This window comes from Hallella faecis, from assembly GCF_018789675.1.
Lineage (GTDB): Bacteria > Bacteroidota > Bacteroidia > Bacteroidales > Bacteroidaceae > Prevotella > Prevotella faecis.
This window is the reverse complement of record NZ_JAHKBE010000015.1, coordinates 36,788-60,254: the sequence shown is the minus strand read 5'-3', so window position 1 is coordinate 60,254 and position 23,467 is coordinate 36,788. Positions and strand designations below refer to the sequence as shown.

General features: G+C 56.3%; 14 protein-coding genes. 3 read left to right on the top strand and 11 right to left on the bottom strand.

Annotated features, from left to right (window positions below; all coding sequences use genetic code 11):
* Window positions 1–20: 20 nt before the first annotated feature.
* Window positions 21–2,399, bottom strand: a complete 2,379-nt coding sequence (locus KM934_RS05445) for an RICIN domain-containing protein (RefSeq protein ID WP_215759614.1) — start codon at window positions 2,397–2,399, stop codon at window positions 21–23.
* A gap of 185 nt (window positions 2,400–2,584) precedes the next feature.
* Here KM934_RS05445 and KM934_RS05440 point away from each other — a divergent pair, with 185 nt between their 5' ends.
* A complete protein-coding gene (locus KM934_RS05440) occupies window positions 2,585–4,705 on the top strand; it encodes a S46 family peptidase (protein ID WP_215759613.1) in 2,121 nt (706 codons plus the stop codon).
* A gap of 121 nt (window positions 4,706–4,826) precedes the next feature.
* Here the strand turns inward: KM934_RS05440 and KM934_RS05435 are convergent, their stop codons facing one another.
* Window positions 4,827–5,363, bottom strand: a complete 537-nt coding sequence (locus KM934_RS05435) for an LOG family protein (RefSeq protein ID WP_215759612.1) — start codon at window positions 5,361–5,363, stop codon at window positions 4,827–4,829.
* 114 nt (window positions 5,364–5,477) lie between these two features.
* On the opposite strand from KM934_RS05435, the gene KM934_RS05430 reads away from it, so the two are divergent.
* A complete protein-coding gene (locus KM934_RS05430) occupies window positions 5,478–7,919 on the top strand; it encodes a DUF3943 domain-containing protein (RefSeq protein WP_215759611.1) in 2,442 nt (813 codons plus the stop codon).
* 8 nt (window positions 7,920–7,927) lie between these two features.
* Here KM934_RS05430 and KM934_RS05425 read toward each other — a convergent pair whose 3' ends face one another.
* From KM934_RS05425 to KM934_RS05400, 6 genes are all read right to left on the bottom strand, one after another.
* Window positions 7,928–9,253: an ATP-binding protein gene (locus tag KM934_RS05425; RefSeq protein ID WP_252344904.1), complete on the bottom strand. Its 1,326-nt coding sequence runs from the start codon at window positions 9,251–9,253 to the stop codon at window positions 7,928–7,930.
* Window positions 9,254–9,605: 352 nt separating this feature from the next.
* Entirely contained in the window at window positions 9,606–10,133 is a 528-nt protein-coding gene (locus KM934_RS05420) for an NUDIX domain-containing protein (protein ID WP_215759609.1), read from the bottom strand.
* A 38-nt stretch (window positions 10,134–10,171) separates the two neighbouring features.
* Window positions 10,172–11,347 (bottom strand): TlpA disulfide reductase family protein, encoded by a 1,176-nt coding sequence (locus KM934_RS05415; RefSeq protein WP_215759608.1) that lies wholly within the window; start codon window positions 11,345–11,347, stop codon window positions 10,172–10,174.
* 303 nt (window positions 11,348–11,650) lie between these two features.
* Window positions 11,651–13,000 (bottom strand): MATE family efflux transporter, encoded by a 1,350-nt coding sequence (locus KM934_RS05410; protein WP_215759607.1) that lies wholly within the window; start codon window positions 12,998–13,000, stop codon window positions 11,651–11,653.
* An 84-nt stretch (window positions 13,001–13,084) separates the two neighbouring features.
* Window positions 13,085–14,563, bottom strand: a complete 1,479-nt coding sequence (locus KM934_RS05405) for a polysaccharide biosynthesis C-terminal domain-containing protein (protein ID WP_215759606.1) — start codon at window positions 14,561–14,563, stop codon at window positions 13,085–13,087.
* A 32-nt stretch (window positions 14,564–14,595) separates the two neighbouring features.
* Window positions 14,596–15,825, bottom strand: coding sequence for a nucleoside recognition domain-containing protein (locus KM934_RS05400; RefSeq protein WP_215759605.1), 1,230 nt, complete (start codon window positions 15,823–15,825; stop codon window positions 14,596–14,598).
* Between the two features lie 288 nt (window positions 15,826–16,113).
* Here KM934_RS05400 and KM934_RS05395 point away from each other — a divergent pair, with 288 nt between their 5' ends.
* The gene (locus KM934_RS05395; protein ID WP_215759604.1) at window positions 16,114–18,072 is read left to right on the top strand and encodes a DEAD/DEAH box helicase; all 1,959 of its coding nucleotides are present in this window, start codon (window positions 16,114–16,116) and stop codon (window positions 18,070–18,072) included.
* Between the two features lie 1,076 nt (window positions 18,073–19,148).
* Here the strand turns inward: KM934_RS05395 and KM934_RS05390 are convergent.
* The 3 genes from KM934_RS05390 to KM934_RS05380 form a co-directional block, all read right to left on the bottom strand.
* Window positions 19,149–20,855: a C10 family peptidase gene (locus KM934_RS05390; RefSeq protein ID WP_215759603.1), complete on the bottom strand. Its 1,707-nt coding sequence runs from the start codon at window positions 20,853–20,855 to the stop codon at window positions 19,149–19,151.
* A 137-nt stretch (window positions 20,856–20,992) separates the two neighbouring features.
* Window positions 20,993–21,904: a Calx-beta domain-containing protein gene (locus KM934_RS05385; protein ID WP_215759602.1), complete on the bottom strand. Its 912-nt coding sequence runs from the start codon at window positions 21,902–21,904 to the stop codon at window positions 20,993–20,995.
* A 36-nt stretch (window positions 21,905–21,940) separates the two neighbouring features.
* On the bottom strand, window positions 21,941–23,458 hold the full coding sequence (locus KM934_RS05380; RefSeq protein ID WP_215759601.1) for a RagB/SusD family nutrient uptake outer membrane protein: 1,518 nt from the start codon (window positions 23,456–23,458) through the stop codon (window positions 21,941–21,943).
* Between the last annotated feature and the right edge of the window lie 9 nt (window positions 23,459–23,467).

Genomic DNA, 23,467 nt, shown 5'->3' with positions numbered 1-23,467 from the left:
TAACACTGACAATTAGATCGTTAGGTTGTTTTTGACTGATTTACGAGCATCCCTACAATATAGATGCCGTGCGACAGACCGCTGAGGTCATTGGCGCTGCGGGCCACCTTTCGACCGTCGAGGGTGTAGACGCCCTCGCGAGCCACAGCGGCAGCGTTCTGCTGCTTGTCGGTGATGCTCTCAATGCCCATGGCCGTGGTGGTCTTGGCGCGCATCTGCGCCTCATCGAGGATCACCCAGCGCTGTCCCGTGGCCGAGTTGGCCAGGTTGAACGTGGTGCGCGTGAGCGTAGTGGCGTTCGAGGCGGCCATCGTCATCGGGTTGCGGGCGGCATGGCGTGTGATCCAAAAACCGCGTGTGCCATCCTCATCAGCATCCACGCGACCCTTCATTAGCTGGAAGTCCTGCTGGTCGGCGGGCATCACGTTCTTCGCGCTGAAGGTGGAGCCATTGAACGTGATGTAACGGCCCGTAGCGGCGTTGCGGAACTGGAAGTACTGGTTGTCGGGCGTGAAGCTGATGTACCAAGCGCAACTGTCGTTGGCGGCCAGCTCATCGGCGCTCTTCTGGCAGAGCGTCAGCGTGCCGGCGGTGCCGCGCTCCGTAAGGTACGACAGGTAACGGCCATTCTCCTTCTTCTCATTGGTGATGTAATATTTCACACCCTCCTGGTGCTCGAAGGCCCAGTAAGGCTCAGCGTAGTGGCTCGAGGTGTGCTCCAAGCCATCCTCGCCGAGTGCCTGGCACACCAGGCTGTTGCCATAATAGAGAACATCGCTATGGTTGTCCTCGTTGGCACCGTTGATGCCATAGGGCCACATGTGCTGGTAGTCGCCATGGAGGAACGATCCCGTGGTGTTGTCCCAGAAATCGAGCACGGCCGACACACGCTCGCCCAACCAGTTGCCCGATCCTTTCTGTGAGCCACTGACGCTCTGGCTGCCTGAGCGAAGCACACCCACTACACTCCATTGCGTGTCGGCCCAAGGAATGACACCCACTCCATGCAACCACTCGTGCATGATGGTTCCAGCCGATTGGTAAGAAGTGTTGGATCCCACACGCACCCATCCGCCATACGAGCAGTCGGCAGTCGGTGTGCCGGGCTCATAGCCCACGCTGGGTCGGAAGTCGCGCATCTCCGTGAGGTTGTTCCACAGGTCGGTGGCGGTGTTCACGGCATCGGTGATACGTTTGCGCACAGCCTCGTCGCTGATGCTGCGAATGGTGGGCGTGATGTTACCCTTGGGGATGGTGTAGAAACGGATCTCGTCGCCATAAGCCACATTGCCCTTCTTGTTCTCCACATACGAGCGCATGAAATACTCGGTGGCGGGCTTCAGGTTCTTGAAGCAATAGATGGTGCCATTGTTCGAGAGCGTGGAGGTGTGCTTCGTGTCGGCCACCGTGGGATGGGCCTGCGTGCTAATCACGAAACCCTGCTCCTTGATGTCGGTAGCCTTGGCCGTGGTGCTCATGCGACCGAAGGCCATGGTGGCTCCACGCAGATAGCGCTTGTCGGTCACCACCTTGATGGAGTTACCCCACTTGAAGTTGGCGGTAGCTGCCTTGAGGCTGGTGGCACCCACCAAGAGGTCGGCCAGGTCGGCCTCCTCGTTGTTCAGCAGGCTCTCAGCCTGGGCCACGGTTGCCCGCAGCTCATCGGCGGCTGTGCCTTGGGCGTCGCCCAGAACCGCGTTGGCAGCAGCAATGGCGCTCTCCAGGTCGGCACGGCGCAACGCCAGGTCGGCGTCGCCGAGCGGTGTGGCGCGCAAAATCTTCACCCAGTCCACCACGGGCATGGCGTGGTCTTCCTTGCGAGCGCTAAAGCCCAGGCGCAAACGGCCTGCCACCTCTTGGTCGAGGGTGAACGAAATGGTATCGGTAGTCCATGCGTGGGCGGCAAACTTGGTGTTGGTAAACGGCACACGAGCGGACAGGCGGGTGTTGTAGGGATGCCAAGCCGATGAGTTGGTGCTCACCTCCTCATTGTCGGCGGCGTTGTAAACGGCCATCACCACCTCATAGTCGCCAGCGGGCAACTTCACCGAGTCTTGCAGCATGTTGATGCCACTGGTGGTCACCAAGCCGAAGGCCAAGCCACCACCAGCCACGCCATCATAGCCCGTGGCGGGCACACTGAGGCCGCAGAAGGTCTTGGCCGAGCCCCATTGCCACACGCCAAGCACACCAGCCTTCACCGATGTGACATCCCAAAAGTTGACGGAATTGATGTCGTTGGGCGCTACATTGCCCTCGTCGCCAACGGCATAGGTGTAATTTGTGTCAAAACCAGCGTTGAGCAGATAGGCCGAAGTAATGTCGTGGTAGGCTTGCGCCGACGCGCCAAGCGAACCTCCTGCCATCGCTAAAGAAAGAAGTAATGTTTTGATTGTCATAGATATAAATTAGTTGTTTTGCGATTTCAGATTAGAACGATTGCTGCAAAGATACCACTTTTTTATGTTCATTTAGTCGCTCCTCAGGCAAAAAATAGGTAATTTTGCACCGTTTATCGTTCAACATACACCCTAAGGCTCAAGGGCCAAGGGCATTTAGACAATAATACAACAACATATCCATTATGAAACTCAAACAATTTATCGCACTGGCGGCCCTAACCCTGAGCATGCCGGCTTCAGCCGACGAGGGAATGTGGACGCTCTACAACTTGCCCACTCAGGTCTACGACCAGATGTGCGGCTACGGTTTCCAGTTGCCTTACGGCAGTCTGTACCAAGGCGACCAGGCCGTTAAGAACGCCGTGGTCAACTTCTCGGGCTATTGCTCAGGTGTTGTGGTCAGCCCCGACGGCCTCGTGTTCACCAACCACCACTGTGGATTCGAGAGCATCCGCTCCCACTCCACCGTGGAGCACGACTACATGCTCAATGGCTTCTACGCCAAGAGCTATGCCGAGGAACTTCCCAACGAGGACATGTTCGTGGCTTTTATGGTGAAGCAGGAGGATGTGACCCCGGTTCTCGAGAAGGCCGGCTTCAGCAAGCTCAGCCGTGAGGGACAGGCCGCTGCCGTCGACTCGCTGGAGAACATCATGACACAGCAGGCGAAGGCGCAGGACTCTACGCTCTACGTGAGCATCGACGCCTTCTACGAGGGCAACCAGTGGATTGCCACCACCTACCAGCAGTTTGACGACCTCCGCCTGGTGTTCACCGTTCCCAAGAGCATGGGTAAGTTTGGCGGCGAGACCGACAACTGGATGTGGCCGCGCCAAACGTGCGACTTCAGCGTGTTCCGCATCTACGCCGACCCCAAGACCAATGGTCCTGCCCGCTACTCCAAGGACAACGTTCCCTATCATCCCAAGCACTGGGCTCCTGTGTCCATGCAGGGCTATAAGGAAGGCGACTTCGCCATGACCATGGGTTATCCCGGATCCACCGAGCGCTACCTGTCGAGCTATGGCATCGAGCAGATGCACATGCGCAACGCCACCCGCTCACAAGCCCGCGGCGTGAAGCAGGACGTGATGGTTCGCCACATGAGAGCCGACGAGGCCGTTCGCATCAAGTATGATTCTAAGTTTGCCACCAGTTCCAACTATTGGAAGAACTCCATCGGCATGAACAAGTGTATCGACTCCATCGGCCTCATCCAGCAGAAGCGCGACTATGAGTTCCGCATCAAGGCATACGTCGACTCGACAGGCTACCTGAAGGGCCAGCTCAACTTCGACACCCTGAAGGCGCTCTACGCCCAGAACAGCACAGCCTCTCACGACCTGCTGCTGCTCAGCGAGAGCTTCAGCCGCACCAACGAGCTCACCACACGCGCCATGATGGGCGCACAGGGTCCCAATGTGGTGCGCAACGAGAAGAAGCCGAGCAAGAGCTACCTGCTCTACGACGACGACCAGAAGACCTGGGACGAGGGCCTCGACAAGGAGGTGCTGGCCGTTTCGCTGAAAAACTACAAGGAGCACATTGCCGACGTGCGCAACCTGCCGGCCTTCTACACCACCATCGCCAACGAGTATGGCAACGACTATCGCCGCTTCGTGGACGACATCTGGAGCAAGACCGTGCTGATGAAGAACAACAAGCGCATCTACTTCAACAACAAGGCCTTCGACAAGGATCCCGGCGTACGCCTGGGCAAGGACCTCAAGGAGGTGGCTGAGCGCCTGAAGAAGGCCCTGGGCGCCAACACCGAGCGCATTGAGGACCAAGAGCGCATGCTCTGTGCAGCCAAGCTGCGCATGGAGGAGGACATGCCCCACTACTCTGACGCCAACTTCACCATGCGCCTGAGCTATGGCCGCGTGGGCGGATACAACATCGGCGGCCAACCCTCGGGCTACTACACCGCATCAGAAAGCATCGTGGAGAAGATGAAGGCCGGCGACAAGGGCGTGATCGACTATCAGGCCGAGCCTATCATGCACGAGCTGATGAGCGCCTCCAACTACGGCCCTTATGCCGACAAGACAACGGGCAAGATGCAACTCTGCCTGCTCACCAACAACGACATCACGGGTGGAAACAGTGGTTCGCCCCTCTTCGACGGTCAGGGCCGCCTCATCGGCTTGGCCTTCGACGGCAACTGGGACAGCCTGGCTTCCGACATCATGTTCGACAAGGTGCTGGCTCGCACCATCTCGGTCGACATTCGTTTCGTGCTCTACCTCATGGACCGCTGGGGTCATGCCGACCGCCTGCTCCAGGAGATCGGAGCCAAATAAGCCCGCAAAGCCCTAACATAGGCTTCTAACACAACGGGCCATTCCCCACACGAGGGAATAGCCCGTTGTTGCGTTTAACCCAATCGGCCGTTAGACCGAAACAGGAAGAATATAAGGATTATCAGATTCTGTTCACCTCTTGCCGTATCTCGTCGAGCGAATGGGCCACACGGATGAAGTCGGTCCAATGGCCACGGATGAAGCCACGCGCCTGCAAGTCGTCGAGCAGGGCTATGAGCGGAGCCCAAAAAGCCTTCATGTCGTAGAGGATCACCATCTTGCGATGATAGCCTATGGTGTGGCTTGCCGCCACGGTAAACACCTCGTCGAGCGTGCCAATGCCCCCCGGCAAGGCAATGAGCACGTCGCTCTGGGCCAACATCAGGTCCTTGCGATCGGAGAGGTTGTCGCAAGCCACATGCACATCCACATAGTCGGACACACGGCCACCTTGCTCCACCACACGCGGCACCATGCCAATGGTAGTGCCACCCGCCTCGTGCGTGGCGCGCGCCACACACTCCATCAGTCCCATATTGCAACCTCCGAAGACCAGCTGATGGCCTTCGCTACCAATCCATTGGCCCAGCTCCTCCGTCGAACGGAAGAAATCGGGGTCGATATGCTCATTGGCTGAGCAGAACACTCCTATCTTCATAATAAATGTTTTTTGCGTAGTCAAAGTTAAGACATTTCATCGAGCCTATCAAAATTATTCTGTACTTTTGCAACAATAAGGCGTCAAGCCCATACATTTCAACCCACCATTCCCATGAAAAGAATTCATCAAGCCCTCTTACTCCTAATTATATCGGTAGGTATCGTCCCATCGGTCGTCGCCCAAACGCCCCACCGCAACCACGGCGCAAGCCTCTCGCTGGCCATCGGCCACCGCAACGCCGACTCCACCCGCACCAAAGCTGTGGATCTGGGCATCGTGGGAGCGGCCGATACCCTGCGGGGCGCATCGCTGCAAGCCATAACATCAGGCTATGGTGTGGTGCGAGGTGTGCAGCTGTCGGCCATCAACAACTACGCCACATCGCTGCGCGGTGTGCAGGCGGCTGCGTTCTACAACGTCACCATGCAACCGTTCAGGGGATTGCAACTGTCGTTAGGGTCGAACATCGCCATGGGCGTTCGCCGCGGCACGCAGGTGGGCCTGCTGGCCAATGTGGTGTCGGGAAGCATGCGCGGACTGCAGGTGGGCGGCTACAACTACGCCGACACGCTCACAGGATCGCAGGTGGGACTCATCAATGTGGCGCTCGAACATCCCCACGGCGTGCAGGTGGGATTGGTGAACTACACACACGACACGCGCGCCAAAAAGATCGGACTGGTGAACATCAACCCTTCGACGCTCATCGACGTGATGGCGTTTGGCGGCAGCAACACGGCAGCCAACATGGCGCTGCGATTCCGCAACCGATCCACCTACAACATCATTGGTGTGGGATCGCCCTACGTGGGCTTCGACGGCCACTTCTCGGGCGCCCTCTATTATCGCTTGGGACAATATTTCAGGTTGAACGACCGGTGGTCGCTGAGCGGCGACATCGGCTACGCCCACATCGAGTCGTTTGAGGAGAGCTCGCAGCAGCGCCCCAACCGCCTGTTCTCCTTGCAGGCGCGCCTCAACGCCGACTACCAGATAAACCGCCACCTGGGAGTGTTCGCCTCGGTGGGCTACGCCAACACGCGCTACTACCATCACCAGCAACACTACAAGGACGAACTGATTGTGGAGGGTGGCTTGGCCATACGCTGGAACCATCGCCCTGACCCTTACACGCCGGGAACAAGGGCCACGACCGACACCACAGGCCACGTGCCATTGGGACAATGGAACGACGGGCGGCGCAACTTCTGGAAGGCGGCTGCCGAAACGGCGGGCATCAATGTGTTGGTACACTGTTTCGACCGGTTTGTGATGAACGAAGACTTTGCCAAGGTCAACTTCAAGACCATCAAACATAACATCGACAACGGTTGGGTATGGGACAACGACCAGTTCTCCACCAACCTCTTCGCCCATCCCTACCACGGCAACCTCTATTTCAACGCGGCGCGATCGAGCGGCCTGTCGTTCTGGCAGAGCGCACCCTATGCCTTCGCCGGATCGCTCATGTGGGAGACCTGCGGCGAGATTGAGCCGCCAGCCATCAACGACCTCATGGCCACCACGATGGGCGGCATCTGCATTGGCGAGGTGACCCATCGCATATCGGAGATCATCCTCAACGACAGCAGTCGGGGCTTCCGCCGCTTCCTGCGCGAGGCAGCCGCCACGCTCATCAACCCCATGGGTGGGTTCAACCGCATATTGACGGGAAGCGCATGGCGTGTGAGAAACGACCACAACAAGTATTACGACGCCAAGCGGACGCCCATCGACTTCAGCGTGGCGCTCGGAACACGTTACCTCTCCGACGACGGCGCGCTCTTCCGAGGCGAATGGAACCCCTACATCAACCTCTTTCTGGAGTATGGCCACCCGTTTGAGGCCAACGGCACGAAGCCCTTCGACTTCTTCTCGCTGGAGGCCACGGTGGGCATGTCGGCCAACCAACCGCTCATCAACCGGCTCCACATCGTGGGCCGCATCTGGGGAAAGAGCGTGGAGACCAACAGCGACATGGAAGCCGAGGTGGGACTCTTCCAACACTTCAACTACTACGACTCGAAACCGGTGAAAGACGGCACCCAACTAACCCCCTACCGCATATCGGAGGCCGCCGCACTGGGTCCCGGCATGCTGATGCGTTTCCCACAAGTGGGTGCGCTCAACCGCCTGGAACAACGCATCTACCTCAGCGGAATACTGTTGGGAGGAACCAAGAGCGACTATTACAACGTGATCGACCGCGACTACAACATGGGGTCGGGATTCTCGGTGAAGACCAAGACGCAAATGGACTTCAGAAGCATCGGCCGCTTCATCCTGCACGCCAACTACTACCGCATCTTCACTTGGAAGGGATATGAGGGAAAGGACCTGGAGCACACCGACCCGCTCTATCTCAACGCCCAAGGCGACAAGAGCAACGCCGAACTGCTGGAGCTGTCGTCGATGTGGGAGTTTGACCTGCGCGGCCCGCTCAGCATCAGTTGGGGAGCCAGCTACTTCGTCAGACAAACACGCTACGCCTATCACGACAACGTGAACGCACGCACCTTCGAGACACGCCTCGGGCTGACCTGGCACATATAACATTTGGGTTAAAACTGCGACAAGGCATAGACGGGAACGATGGTTACATGCCTTTGGGCTTCACCATCCTCCATGTCGACATACGTAAACTCACCAAAGTTTTCCAGTGAGCAACGGGTGGCTTCGGTGAGATGCTTCTCTCTCATAAAGGTCCATAGGCTCTTCATGCCTCCCTTCGTTCCCGATTTCACCTCAATAGGCATAATCTTTAAGTTGCGTATGTCGAGATAATCAATTTCGGCAATGCTCTTGCCGCTTTTTTCCCAATAATACATCTTTTGCCGTTGTATGGCAGGCTTATTACGTAGTATTTCCAAGCCCACCACCATTTCGATCACACCGCCCTTGTTGACCAATTCCTGCGCATTACCTGTCATGATGAACTGAACGAGTTGCTGCGACAATCCGCCCTCCAACTGCAAAACAGCCAATAACAATCCGGTATCGAGAAATAGCAACTTCATGTTCTTATCATTCGCCTCGGCTTCCAGCGGAATGCCATTGCCCGAAGTGGACACCACAGGCACCACAATACCCGCCAAGGTCAACAAACGCAACGCCTCCCGAATTTGAGAACTCCTATAGTCGGTCGATATCTGTTTGAACGACAACTTTTGCCCGCTCTGATGGCATACGCCACGCATGGTGGTGCGTAAAAGGTCGGGGTTGGCCTTTTTCTTGTATTTGGCGAAGTCGTCCTCATACGACAACACAATGTCGCTTTGAATCTGTTGGCAACGGTTCATATCGCCCATGGTAACCCATGCGAGCACCGCTTCAGGCATTCCGCCCACCAAGAGGTAGATTCGGAACAGGTCGATCAGTCGTTGGTGAAACGCATCATCAATCGGAGAGAGGCTGCTGGCCTGTCGACGCATCGCCAAGAGCGCATCCTCGTGGCATGCGCCCAAAAACTCATCGAAGGTCATGGGGTACATAAATATAGAATGGATGCGCCCTACTCCATACGTGGGCAACTCTTCAAGGGCAAACTCGAGCAGCGAGCCTGCGGCCACCACATGCAACTCGGGATAGTCTTCTTTGAAGAACCTTAGTGCCATAATGGCTTCCGGACATTCCTGAATCTCATCCAGAAAGAGCAACGTCTTGCCATTCACGATGGGCACACCGAGGTAAGCGGCAATCTTTTGCGCAATGAGATGCACATCAATATCGCCTTGGAAAAAACTCTTAATGGCTTTGTTGCGCTCAAAATTCACTTCGGCAAAATGCTGAAAGGTTTCTCCCAAATGCCTGATGGCCGATGATTTTCCCACTTGTCGCGCTCCTCGTAGTAACAAGGGCTTACGCATGGGATCTGATTTCCACTCCATCAATTGGGCATCTATATTTCTCGCAATGTAATTCATGGGCCGATTAAAAAAGTTGTTGATAATCAGCCACAAATATAATAAAAGTGCTCAAATCCGACAAACAAATCACTATAAAAGTGCTCAAATCCGACTAAAAAACAGCTGTAAAAGTGCTCAAATCCGACTAAAAAAAGCATTAGCTCTTAATACTTAAAACGCTTGCCACATCCTCTCTTAAGGCGTAGCAAGCGTAAGGCGTTATTCAGAATGTGCGGTGCGAGATGCGAATGATTGCCGCAACGAAACACGGGATGTTGCGATTCAAACCACAATAAGACCTCGCAAAATGGGATTGTCTTGGCAAACGCGAGGGTTATGGCTTCTTGTACGACTCCACGAATCGATAAAGACCATGGCGCACAGAGCGCAAACCGAAGAGTTCGGTGTGGATGTCGGTGATGGGAATCCACTGGAGGGCGGCCGCGTCGTCGCTGGCATGGAGCGTGGAGAAATCCTCCACCTGACAGAGGAAGAAACTGTCGAGCGTCTTCACCTCGAAGCCCGAATAGACGTAGACGTTAGGCAGGCTGAACACGTAACGCGCCTCGGTGACCGTCAGTCCGGTCTCTTCCTTCACCTCGCGCACCACTCCCTCCTCGGCAGTCTCGCCGATATCGGCAAAGCCTCCGGGCAGATCGAGCGTTCCCTTGGCGGGCTCTTTCTTGCGGGTGGCTACAAGCAGCTCATCCTTGTCGTTGACAATCAGCGCCACGTTGGCCGCACTGGGATTTAAGTAGTACTCAAACCCACAATTTTCGCATTTCTTACTCTTCTCGTCTTGTATCTCGAAATGCTTGCTGCCGCATGCGGGGCAGTATCTGAATTTATCTAAAGGATGCATGGACCTCGGTTTTTATGTTGGCGATGGGTTACCTTGGGTTACTTGGCGAGCAAGCCCTTGATCTCCGCGTCGAGATCCTTGATCTGTGCGTCGCGCTTCTGCAACACGTTGTTGCGGTCGATGGTGAAGAAGGTTGGGAGCGACTGCACATTATACTGTGTCAGGTAAACGGAGCCGGTGCTGTTGGCGTCGCGCACGCAAACCCAAGGCAGTGCGGCCACGCTCTCCTTCCAGAAATGCTCGTCGGGGTCGAGGCTGACCTGGTAGATCTCGAATCCCTGGGCGTGATACTTGTTGTAAAGGTCGCGCATGTGCATGATGCGTTCGGTGCTTCCCTTAGAGGCGAAGAGGTGGAAATCGAGCAACACCACCTTGCCTTTAAGGCTTGTGAGCTTGCAGGTCTTGCCGTTTCGATCGGGCAGCGCCACCTCGATGACACCCGAACTGTTGATCTTGCTGGCGTCGATCGTCTGGTTTTGCTCTGCCTGCAGGATGCGCACGTTCTTCATGCCCTCAATGGCAATGTTATGAAGGTTGGTGCCACGCTCCGAACCCGGGTGGTAGGTGTCCCAACTGGTGGCGACGGCGGCATAGGCCTGCACATCCTCCTTCTTGCTCTGCGGGTCGAAGATGAGTCCCACCTGCTGGCCCAACGTGATGGTTTGGAACAAGGCAAAATAGGCGTAAGCACGCCAAGGCTCCTTAAAGATGTAGTCGTTCTTTACCTTATACTTATAAACCTCGAGGATGGTGCGCACGCTGTCGGCCTCCTTCTCGTAGCTAACGTTGGGGTTCTGAACCACGGCGTTGAGCTGGGCTTGCAGGTTCAGCTGCATCAAAGCGAGCTCGCGGATCTTCGAACACTCGGTAGACCCTTCCACCTCATAACTGCCTGTCATGGTGGGGTATGAGGCTTTCACGGTGACATGCTCCGTGGAATCGACCGCCACATTGATAATTTGGCGAGCGATGCGCAGGCGATAAAACTCGGGAGCGGTGGGCGCCTCTCCCTCGAAGCTGAACGAGCCGTCGGCGCCAAGGCGCACTGAATCGACCACTACGGGGCCGTTAAGGCTCATGTTCTCAAAGAGGAGGAGCGAATCGGGGGCGTCTGAGATGACGCCTGACACCTGAAACTTCTTGCCCGTGCATGAGGCAAGCGACAACGCCACCATCACAAGGGCGGCAACAACGGTAATCTTGAGTATCTTCATTGTTATGACTGTTTGCTAACATTTCCCATCCAAGGCTCAGCGATCGAGTTGGGCCAATGGGCAAGGCGCTTCATTCCTGTGGGCGGACATCGGCTTTTCCACCATCGGGCAACTGCCGTGAGGGGTGTGGACGGGGCGCTTCGGGCAAGCCGTTAGGCGGCTGCGGCAAGGCGCATTATCGCTGCAAAGATAACACTTTTCATTGACAAAGTAGGGCGCAAGGCTTTCTTTTTGCCGATGGAACGAGCGTTTTTCGTTTCGCGTTGCAGTGGTTTCGCTCACCGCCAATGGCAAAAGCACACATCAAGGGGCCAAAAGCCGATATGCCTTCCTACTGGCGGCAACGTAAACCGAGCTTACAAGGACGCCCGTGATGACCCACGAGATGGGGTAGCAAAGCATGAGATGCTCGTAGCCATACCAATGGGGCAACACAAGGAATATCCAGCCCAAACGGATGAAACAGGTGCCAAAGATGGTAAGCAAGGCTGGAGCCAACGATTTTCCCAAGCCGCGCATGCACGCCGCCGGTATCTCATAACTGGTGGCGATCCACTGGAAGGCAAGCGCCACGTAGATGCGCGACGTGCAGTAATGGACGACTTGTGGGTCGGTGGTAAAGACGGAGGCGATGGGAGGACCAAACAACACAAACACCATGTTGGCCGTAAAAATCGACGCACCACCCAACAAGAAACAGAGGCGGAAGATGCGGCGGCAGCGGTCCACCTGGCCTGCGCCGTAGTTTTGGCCCGTGAAGGTGATGGCCGTGGCGCAGAACGCGGTGAGGACATAATAGCAATAGGTGTCGAAGGTGATGCTGAGCGACGCGCCAGCGATGGCCGCATAGCCAAACTTATTGATGGACGACTGCACAAAGACGTTGCTGAACGAGAACACGGTGGCCTGCAAGCCGGCGGGCAGACCGATGGAAAGAATGTCGCCCAACTCCTTGCGGTAGATGCGTATCTGTCGCAGGCGCACGCGGAACTCGCCCTTCTCGCGCCACAGCAGCGTGGTGATGACAACCGCCGAGAACATGTTCGACACAAAATAGGCACAGGCCACACCGGCCACGCTCATGTGGAAGACGATGACGGTGACCATGCTCACCACCACATTGATGACGCCTGCCACGGCAAGAATGTAAAGGGGCGTGCGGGTGTCGCCCTTGCTTCGGAAGATGGCTGCGCCGAAATTGTAGACCATGAAGAACGGTGCGCCAAGGAAACAGATGTTCAGATAAAGGGCCGAGTCGTGGATCACGTCGGCCGGCGTGCCCAACAAGCGCAGCAGGGGGGTGGCCACCAACAGGCCCACCACCAAGAGTATGGCGCCGCCAATGAGCGAGAGGGCGGCCGTTGTGCTCACGGCGCGATGCACAGCCTGAGGGTCTCGGCGCCCAATGTTGTTGGCTATAACAGCGTTGGCACCTACCGAAACACCCAGGAACAAGTTGATGATGAGGTTGATGAGGAACGTTGTAGCGCCCACGGCGGCCATGGCGTGGCTGCTGTCGAAGCGCCCCACCACAAACACATTGACGGAGTTGAACAGTTGTTGCAGGATGCCGGTGGCGGCATAAGGCAAGGCAAACATCACTATCTTGCCCAGCAACGGTCCATGGAGCATGTCGGTCTCTACTTTTGCCATAGCTTGAAGGGGATAAGACGCGGGCGGCGACAAAGGGTGGACGGGGGTCCGCTTTGTCGCCGCTCGTGATGAATGAGGTTTTGCTTACGCTGCCTTGCGACGACGAATGATGCCGCGGAAATCTTTCCAAACCACCACGGCAAGGTAAAGGCCCAACAGCAAGGTGTTCACACCCAGCGACGACCATGTGCCGAGGTGGGCGTTGCCCCATGTCATGGCGGCAAAGAGGGCCACGGCCAACACCACATAGAAGGCGATGTCGCGCAGCGGATAGTTGATGGGGTAATACTTCTGGCCGAAGAAATAGCTGGTCACCATGCACACGCCATAGGCGGCAAAGCCGGCCCAGGCGCAAGCCATGTAGCTGTAGCGCGGAATGAAGAGCACATCGATGGCGATGAGCACCACGCAGCCCAACAGCGAGAACCATGCGCCCCAGATGGTGCGGTCGGTGAGCTTATACCAGAAGCTGAGGTTGAAATACACGCCAAACATGATTTCGGCGGCCATCACAATGGGAACCACGCGCAAGCCCTCCCAATAAGAGCGCGCCACAATGTGGCGCAAAATGTCCATGTAACCGATGACGGCCAAGTAGGCGAAGAGGGTGAAGACGATGTAAAACTTCATCACCTTGGCGTAGGTGGCCTTCTTGTCGGCGTCCTTGTTGCCAAAGACAAACGGCTCGTAGGCAAAGCGAAACGCCTGGGTAATGATAACCATGATCATGGCGATCTTGATGGTGGCGCCATAGATGCCCAACTGGGCGTGGGCCTCGGCGATGTCGCCATCGAAGAGATAGGGGAAGATGATGGTCGAGGCGCTCTGGTTGAGCTGGCCTGCAATGCCCAGGATCAGCATGGGCCAGGTGTAGGAGAGCATGCGGCGGCAGAGCGCCTTGTCGAAGCCGTAGCTCACGCCTGTCATCTCCTTCGACAGCAAGAGCACGGTGACGACCGACACAAAGAGGTTCACGTAGAACACGATTCCCACGTCGGGGGTGCCGTTGGCGTCGTAGAGGCCGGGGATGAACAGGCCGAAATGGGGCAGCACGAAGAGGAACGCGCCCACCAACGCCACATTGATGAGGATATTGGCGAGCTTCAGCGCCATAAACTTCCAGGGTTTATGCTGATAGCGCAGGTAGTCGAACATGATGGCGGTCCAGGCGTCGACGGCCACGCAAACAGCCATGGTGCCTATGTACCACACGTGGTCGGCATAGCCCATGGCGGCGGCCAGCGGCTTGAGGCACGCCAGCACAAGCAGCGCGAAGACAAGGGCCACGGCACCCACCATGCGCAGGGCGGTGCTGTAGACCATGCGGGCGTTCTCGCCTTCCTTGTTGGCAAAGCGGAAGAACGTGGTCTCCATGCCGAAGGTGAGGGCGATGATGAGGATGCCTATGTAACTATAAACATTGGTGATGACACCAAACTGACCTCCGCCAGCCACCCAAGCGTAGGTCTCGATGGGCACGAGCAGATAGTTGACAAACCGTCCGGCGATGGAACTGATGCCGTAGATGGCTGTGTCTTTCAAGAGTGATTTTAAACTTGCCATAATGATATTCTAACTGGGGTGGTACGCCCACCTTAGGCGAAGAAGATGTATGCGATGGCGATGGCGGCCACAACGCCGGCCAGGTCGGCCAGCAAACCGGCCGCTACGGCATGGCGCGTGTATTTGACGCTGACCGATCCGAAATAAACGGCGAGCACGTAGAACGTGGTGTCGGTGCTGCCTTGGAAGATGCAGGAGAGGCGCCCCACAAACGAGTCGGGGCCGTAGTTTTGCATGGCCTCGAGCATCAGGCCACGCGCTCCGCTGCCCGAGAGGGGCTTCATGAAGGCGGTGGGAAGGGCGCCCACAAAGTCGGTGTTCAGTCCACACTGGGCCACCAGCCATGAGATGCCATCAATCAGCCGGTCCATGGCGCCCGAGGCGCGAAACACGCCCACGGCCACGAGGATGGCCACAAGGTAAGGAATGATGCGCACGGCGGTCTGAAAGCCTTCCTTGGCGCCCTCGATGAAGGCGTCGTACACGTTGACGCGGCGCACCATGCCTGCCACAATGAAGGCGACGATGACACCCAGCAGGATAACCGGACCGGCGATGGAGGTGACGGTGCCCATCGTTTCGGCGCTCATCTGGCCAAAGCCCCAGATAACCACCGCCACAAAGGCTATGATGCCCAAGAGGGCGGCGAGCAGCACGGGCTGCAACAGGTTGATGCGTTGCCAGGCGGCGGTGATGAGGATGCCGGCCAACGTGGCCACGGTGGTGGCAAGAAGGATGGGAATAAACACGTCGGTGGGCTGCGCCGCACCATACGAGGCGCGGAACGCCAAGATGGTGGTTGGAATGATGGTCAGGCCTGAGGTGTTGAGCACCAGGAACATAATCATCGGATTGGTGGCCGTGTCTTTCTTCGGGTTGAGCTCTTGCATCTGGGCCATGGCCTTCAGGCCGGTGGGCGTGGCGGCATTGTCGAGGCCCAGCATGTTGGAGGCGATGTTCATAAACACCGACCCCATGACGGGATGGTTCTTGGGAATGTCGGGGAAGAGCTTGGTGAACAAGGGGCTGAGCACACGCGCCAAGGCATTGACGGCGCCGGCCTTCTCGCCAATTTTCATGATGCCAAGCCAAAGGGCCAACACGCCCGTAAGGCCCAAGGAGGTCTCGAAGGCGGTCTTAGACGTGGCGAACGTGGAGTCGACCATCTTCTGGAAGATGGTGGTGTCGCCCATCAACAGTTGCACAAAGCCGAAGACAAAGGCAACGAGGAAAAACGCAATCCAAATGTAATTGAGTACCATACTGGTTGCAAAGTTAGTGTTTTTTACCGAACGAAGCATCGTTTCGACCGGCTTTTCTGTCGTTCCAAGCACTGCTTGGGGCGTTCCACCCCTACCCCTCGACCACGCTCCCACCCCTTCCGCGAAGCCTCAGCGTTCTGCCAAAAGGTGGTAACCTATTGAAAATTGTGGCGTTACGATGGTGGGTTGTCAGGTTTTTGTTGTAACTTTGCACCCCGAAAGGGGACTCGTACGAAACGGTAGGGTGTTTTGAAGTAGTCCCTACGGTAACAATTAAACAATATTTTTTTGAAGACATTTGAAGAACTTGGCGTTAGCGAAGAGATTCGCCGCGCCATCGAAGAGCTGGGCTTTGAACATCCCATGCCCGTTCAGGAGGAAGTGATTCCCTATCTTTTGGGGAACGGTAACGACGTTATAGCATTGGCCCAGACGGGCACAGGAAAGACGGCGGCCTACGGTATACCCGTATTGCAGAAGACCGACGCAACCAACAAGGAAACACAAGCGCTCATCTTGAGCCCCACGCGTGAGCTCTGCCTGCAGATCGCCGACGACCTCAACGCGTTTGCCAAATACATGCCGGGCATGCACATCATCCCCGTGTACGGCGGTGCGTCGATACAGGGACAGATTCGCGAGCTGCGCCACGGCGTGCAGATCATCGTGGCCACACCCGGACGACTCATCGACCTGATGGAGCGCGGTGTGGTGAACCTCGAAAAGGTGAACAACGTGGTGCTCGACGAGGCCGACGAGATGCTCAACATGGGATTCTCGGAGAGCATCAACACCATCTTCGACAACGTGCCAGCCGACCGCAACACGCTGCTCTTCTCAGCAACGATGAGCAAGGAGGTGGAGCGCATTGCCAAAAACTACCTGCACGACTACAAGGAGATCGTTGTGGGATCGCGCAACGAGGGTGCGGAGAACGTGAACCACATCTGTTACGTGGTGAACGCCAAGGACAAGTATCTGGCGCTGAAGCGCATCGTGGATTTCTATCCCCACATCTATGCCATCATCTTCTGCCGCACAAAGATCGAGACGCAGGAGGTGGCCGACAAGCTCATACGCGACGGCTACAACGCCGAGTCGCTCCACGGAGACCTCTCGCAGCAGCAGCGCGACCTCACCATGCAGAAGTTCCGCCAGCACACCGTGCAACTGCTTGTGGCAACCGACGTGGCGGCGCGCGGACTTGACGTGGACGACCTGACGCACGTCATCAACTATGGTTTGCCCGACGATGTGGAGAACTACACGCACCGCTCAGGACGTACCGGACGCGCCGGAAAGAAGGGAACGAGCATCTGCATCATCCACACCCGTGAGCAATTCAAGGTGCGCAACATCGAGAAGATCATCGGAAAGGAGTTTGTGGAAGGCACGCTGCCCACGCCCGAGGAGATCTGCAAGAAGCAGCTCTACAAGGTGATGGACGACATCATGAAGACCGATGTCGACGAGGAGCTCATCGCTCCCTACATGCCCGACATCATGCGCCAGTTTGAATACATCGACAAGGAGGACATCATGCAGAAGGTGGTGAGCATCACCTTCGGACGATTCCTCAACTACTATAAGAACGCGCCTGAGATTGTTCGCCCCACTTCGAAGCGGGGCGAAAAGGGCGACCGCAAGTCGCAGCGCGACGGACGGGGTGGCGCCACACGCCAGCGCGGACCGCGCAAGGCCGAGGAGGGCTATCGCCGACTGTTCATCAACCTGGGTAAGCAAGACGGTTTCTACCCCGGCGAGATCATGCAGTTTATGAACCACCACATACACGGCCCGAAGCAGACCATCGGTCACATCGACCTGCTGCAGAAGTTTGCCTACATCGAGGTGCCCACCGACGACGCCGAGAAGGTGATGCGCGCGCTCAACGGTGTGAGCTACAAGGGTCGCGAGGTGCGATGCAACGATGCCGACGAGGGCGGACACGGACGCGCCGCTGAGGGTGGACGCGGACGCGCCGCTGCCGATGGCGACACACGCGGACGTGGCGACGCCCGCAAGGGACGCGAGCGCAACCGCCGCGACGACCGATACGATGAACGCCGAGGCGACCGTCGCGACACACGCCGTGGCCGCAAGCCACAGAGCCCCTTTGGCGACGAAAACCAGCGCCACTCGCGCGACGACTGGAAGAGCCTGATGAACGGCCAGTCGTTCAAGTTGAAAGGCGAGGAGCCCGACTTCTCTGAGGAGGGATGGGCACGCCGCCGTCCGAAGAAGTAAGCAGCAAGATCCGCATATACCAACGAGAGGGTGTGTCAACACTCAATTATACGGGCTGAAAGCCCAATAAGCTCATAGCCCAGGGCATCCGCCCTGGGTGTACGAATTGACAAAAGCAAGACGCCCTGCAAGGGCAAAAGCATTGATTATTAACGCTTTTGCCCTTGCAGGGCGTTAATGGGTATGTTGTTTGTATTCATACCCAGGGTGTCGCTACGCTTGCCCTGGGCTTTGCGCTTGTTGGGCTTTCAGCCCACTCTGCCTAAATCAGAAACCCCAATAATTTATTTACCGGACAGCAATAATTTCAATCCTTGTTAGTGTTTGCTTCGAGCAGGATGCGACAGGCACGTCGACGGCATTGGCAAACGTGATGCGCAACGGATGGTTGGCGTATGGCGCCTGTCAGGTAATTTGGTGAAAAAGTTGTGTCGTAATTTTGCGCGAACCAGCGAGCGTGAAGCTCATTTTTGCCCCATTTCATCGGCAAAACTGCGTTTCGCTTTTGCCGTTAGGCATCTTTCGGGTTGCGAAAGACCGTGTATCGAGTTGCGAAAGACCATCTTTCGCGCCTCGGTTAGGCATGTTCCGAGGCGCGAAACATGCCTAACCGTGAGGTGGAGTATGAAATGCGGCGTGCAGAAAACCAAAAATTTGTCGTAACGCACTGATGCTTAGCGTATTGTGCAGAAGCGCTGAGAATCGCGTATTTGCGCCCAACATTTCCGTCATGGAAAACAACAGTGTAGTTCTTGCTATAGATTGTTGAGCGTTTTCAGACCTTGTGTTTACGAAAGAAGAGAGTGTGTCAAAAGTTTAAGCAGCACGCCCCGAAGGGGCAGAAGCACATAGCCCAGGGCACCCGCCCTGGGTAAAAGTTCCCAAACAGCCAAACGCCCTGCAAGGGCAAAAGCGTTAATAATCAATGCTTTTGCCCTTGCAGGGCGTCTTGCTTTTGTCAATCCGTACACCCAGGGCGGATGCCCTGGGCTATGAGCTTATTGGGCTTTCAGCCCGTATAATTGACTTTTGACTCCCCCTTCCTATAGAAGAGAAAAAATTACTCTGATAGCTTCTTACCTGACGATCTTCACGCTCTTGCTGCCTTGGCGCACGATGTATGTGCCGTGGGCAGGCAGGCGGTTAGGGTCGAAATCATCGGTGGCCGATTGGTAAACCTCTTGGCCTTGCAGGTTGTAGACGCGCGTAACCTTGCTTGCTTCATTCTCGACGAGCGTCGTGGAGATGCCCGTGGTGAAATTGTTGGAGCCCTTGGTGAGCGTGTATTTGCCGTTGTTCACCGTCAGCAAGTAGTTGGAGTTTACGGTCTCGTTGCTCAAGATAGGCTGCCAATCAAGTTCCTGCTTGTCGGCCGAAGTCGACTTGGTGGCCATGTAGATACGATACTCGCCATTGGCCAACTGCCTGAGGTCGGCGCTGATGTTGAGGCGGAAGCCACTGGTGTATTCCACATTGCTCACGGGATCGTTGGATGTGAGCTGCGTAACCATACCCGTCTTTGTGTTGGCGGCCACCAGCTCCACGTAGCCTGTGAAATAATCCACGTCGAGATTGTACGCCACATAGCTGTTGGCGTTCACTCGGCTTCCGGCCTGCGTCAATATCAGTCCTGTCACGCTGCCCCACAATGAGTGGTAGGTCTCCTTAAAGTGCTTGTCGTCGGGCGTGCGCACGATCACCATGTTCTGGCTCTCGGTGAAACTTCCCTCGCGCGAGTTGAGCAGCGCCACGTCGAAGTAACCATCGTTGACACCTTCCCAACCCCAGTTCACGTGTACCAAGCCGTTCTTGTCGTAGCCATCAAACACAAACTCATGGCCGAAACCCTGGGTGGTGGCTCCACCATAGAGGATGGGACAACTGTCGTTGAGCTCACGGTAGATGAGATCCATCCATGCGTCCTTAGGGTAGAAAGCGCGTGTGTAGAGTTTGATGGCCTGGTGATACTTGAAGTTGTTGCGGAGGGCGCGGCAAGCGTCGGCGGCGTAGGCACCGCTGCCGTCCTTGGCGTATTGCATGCTTACCGAGCCACCGCAGTCTTTCATCAGTACGGCCACTGCTTTGGCCTCCGTGTCGTTATATTTGCCACGGGTGTACTTGTCGAGCATGTTCTTCCAGTCGTAGGTGTTTGCGAAATTAACGCGAACGGTGGTGCCGGTGCTGTTGTTGCCGTTGGGGTAGAAGGTCCAGCGGTTATAACCCTTACCCTTTTCGGGGTAATCGTGGTATTTCATGACCTGCGCCATGGCTGTGGCCACACAACCTGTGACGTAATGGGTCTCCTGATAGTTCTGCGTGTAGGTGGGTGTGAGGTTGTAGTAAGGCTCGCTCTGTCCCCACTCGGTGGTCATCAGCTTGTCGACGGCCTCGCGGTAGGCGGCGTTCCTCTTGACCTGTGTGGGCGTCGCACCCTTGGCCAGGGTCTCCTCCATGGCTTGGCTGATGGTGGTCATCCACCATTCGAAGGCGGGAGCCATGTTGTTGCGGTCGACAGGCGCGTCGGTGTAACCCACGATGGGCTGGAACGCGTCGTCGTTGGCCATGATGAGTGCTTGGCCGTTGCTGCTGTTCAGAAGGGTGATTTGATCATTGCTGAGCAACTGCGTGAAGGTTACCTTGCTCTTGGCGCCCTTGGCGGGGCCACCGTTGGCTTGCACAAAGGCTTGTGCGGCCTGCAACAGTTGTTGCTGCGTGCGTTGCTTTGCCGTGGCGCTCAGGCTAACCATGCATGCGAGTGCGATGATCGATAAATGTTTGTGCATGTTGCGAATCATGTTATGATGTAAAAAACGTTGTTTGCTGGTTGGGCCAGCTGGGTTTGTACAAGATAAAGGCAGGTTGGCAAGGACTTGATAACCTTGTCAACCTGCCTTGGTATGTCAGTTGTTAAACTGTGTGTTTACTTTTTGGTGAGCTTCAGGTCGGAGAAGATTCTCCAAACACCATTGCCGGGCTGATAGAATGCCAATTTGGCGCTCTCGGGGAAGGTGATGGTTGATGGGAATGCATCGTTCTCGCCCAATGCCCAAGGAGCAGTGACGTCGTCGATGGTCAGCTGGTTGTTGGCGCTGATAGAGGCCCACATCCACTGGTAGGCATCGCCATAGCTGCCAATGATCTCGCCGCAGATGAATCCGAGCGTACCCGTTTTGGCTTCCGTGTTGAATGAGTAGCGGAAGTGCCACTCACAGTCGACGGACACACCTACGTTGACCAAGCCAGGAGCTGAAACGGTTAGGATGTTGTTGTAGTCGGCCGACTCCTCATCGGTTACGCCCGAGATGGTTACATCCTTGCTGAATGGGCTCACACCAGTTGAGCCTTCGATGTTTCCGCTCAGGGTCCACTTGCCGAAGAACTTCTCGTAGAAGGCAGCGTCGTTGTCGCGGATGGTGATAGTCGTAGAGGCGTTGGTGCCAACCGTGGCGCCGTTTACGCTTGCGATGGTGAGCTTGAAGGTGCGGTTCTCGTTGATCTCGTCGTCGTCGACCATCTTCACCTCAACGTTGATCACACCGCTCTGCAGCGTGTCGGCCTTCAGGGTCAGGGTCTTGTCGGTGATCATGTAGTTCACATCCTCCTTGGCGGGGTTCGCGCCCACTTCCTCAGTCACAATGCGCAGGCTGATGTCGCCGTTGCGCAGGCCCGTTACATTGATGGGGATGTTTACGATGCCAGCGCTCTCCTTGGTGGTGATGGCGTTGTTAGCGAAGCTTACGGTCGTCTCGTTGGTGTTGTAGTCGTCGTCGCTTGAGCAAGCGGCGAACAACGAAACGACAGCCAGCAGCATGAATAATTTGATATATTTCATGTCTTTTTACTTTTTCTGTTTATAGTTAACGCTTGATTAATAGCCAGGGTTCTGCACAAGTTTCTTGTTTACATCGATCTCGTGCTTCGGGATCGGCCAAGTGAGCTTGGGAGAGTTGGCGTCGAGAGAGAAGCCTGTGGTGGTAGCGCCAGGCAGCAGACAGAGGTCGAGTTGCTGAGGAACACCGCGCTTGAAGCCCTTGTGCCAACGCTTCAGGTCGAACAGACGAGTGGCCTCGCCCACCATCTCACGCTCGCGCTCGTTCTGCACCTCGGTCATCAGGGCGTTCTTTGTGGGGAACGATGTCTCCTCGTAGCCCTCGATGCGCTTGCCTTTAAGGTCGTTGAGGTACTTGGCGCCTTTGGTCAGGTCGCCAGCTTGTGCGTAAGCCTCGGCGGCGATGAGGTACATCTCGGCGATGCGGAACATCTTCGGCTCGATGCAGAAACGGGCATACTCGTAGCCCTGAAGCTTGGTCCAAAGAGCGCCGTGGTCGACGATCTTGTTGAAGCAGTAAACCTCACCAGTGGCACCTGTGTTGGTGGTCAGTGTCATCTTGTTGAACCATACCTGCTTGCGGTAGTCTTTGGCTGAGTACAGGTCCATCAAAGTCTGGGTGGGGATGTAGTCGGGCACAGAACCATCTGAGTAAGGTTGGTAAATCTTACTGCTGTTGGGAAGCTCGTCCTTTGTGGGGCAAGCAAACTGCATGATGGTCTCGTTGCCACCGTCGTTCTGCCAGAGGTCGGCCAACTCGTCGGCATCCTCAGCCAGTGTGTACTTGCCATCTTTGATCAGCTCAGTGGCATACTTGGCGGCGTTGGTGTAGTCGTCCATAGCAAGGGCTACGCGAGCGCGCAGGGCCTTGATGGCATCCTGTGAGAAGTAGCCGTAGCTTGCCTCACCCTCTGCGGTGATGTACTTGGCGGCAGAGTCGAGGTCCTCGGTGATCTGCTTGAAGGTCTGCTCCAGGGTCGCGCGGGCAGGATAGGTGGCTGCGCTTGAAGAGGGAGCGTAGTCGAGGCGGTATGACACACCGCTGTTGGCGGCAGAAGCCGTAGAAGCCTCATAGTCGGCGCAGAAATACTGCGACAGGCCAAAGATAGAGTAGGCGCGTGTGAAGTAGGCGTCGCCCACAGCCACCTTGATCTTGGCGATGTTCTCGGGAGTGTAAACCACAGCGTTGCTCATGTCAACCTTCTTGTAACCGTCAAGGATGTAGTTGGCGCGGGCAATCATGCCCTGGTAGCTGCTGTAGACGGTAGAGAAGTAGCCGCTCGATGTGGCGAAGGTGTAACGGTACATGTCGCCCAGTGTGTTGCTGTAGCCAGTGACGGCATTGAAGCCGTCGGTCTGGATTTCCATGGCGTTGTTGAAGCTGTCGCCACCAATGCAACCACGAAGACCTGAATAAAGACTCACTCGGGCGTTGGCAAAGTCGGTCGGGGTGCTGATGCCCTCGGTGTCAGGAAGCGCATTGTAGGGCTCCTTGTCCATGTCGCAAGACGACATCAGACCAGCTGCCAAGGCCAACATTAAATATATTTTCTTCATGTTAGTTTG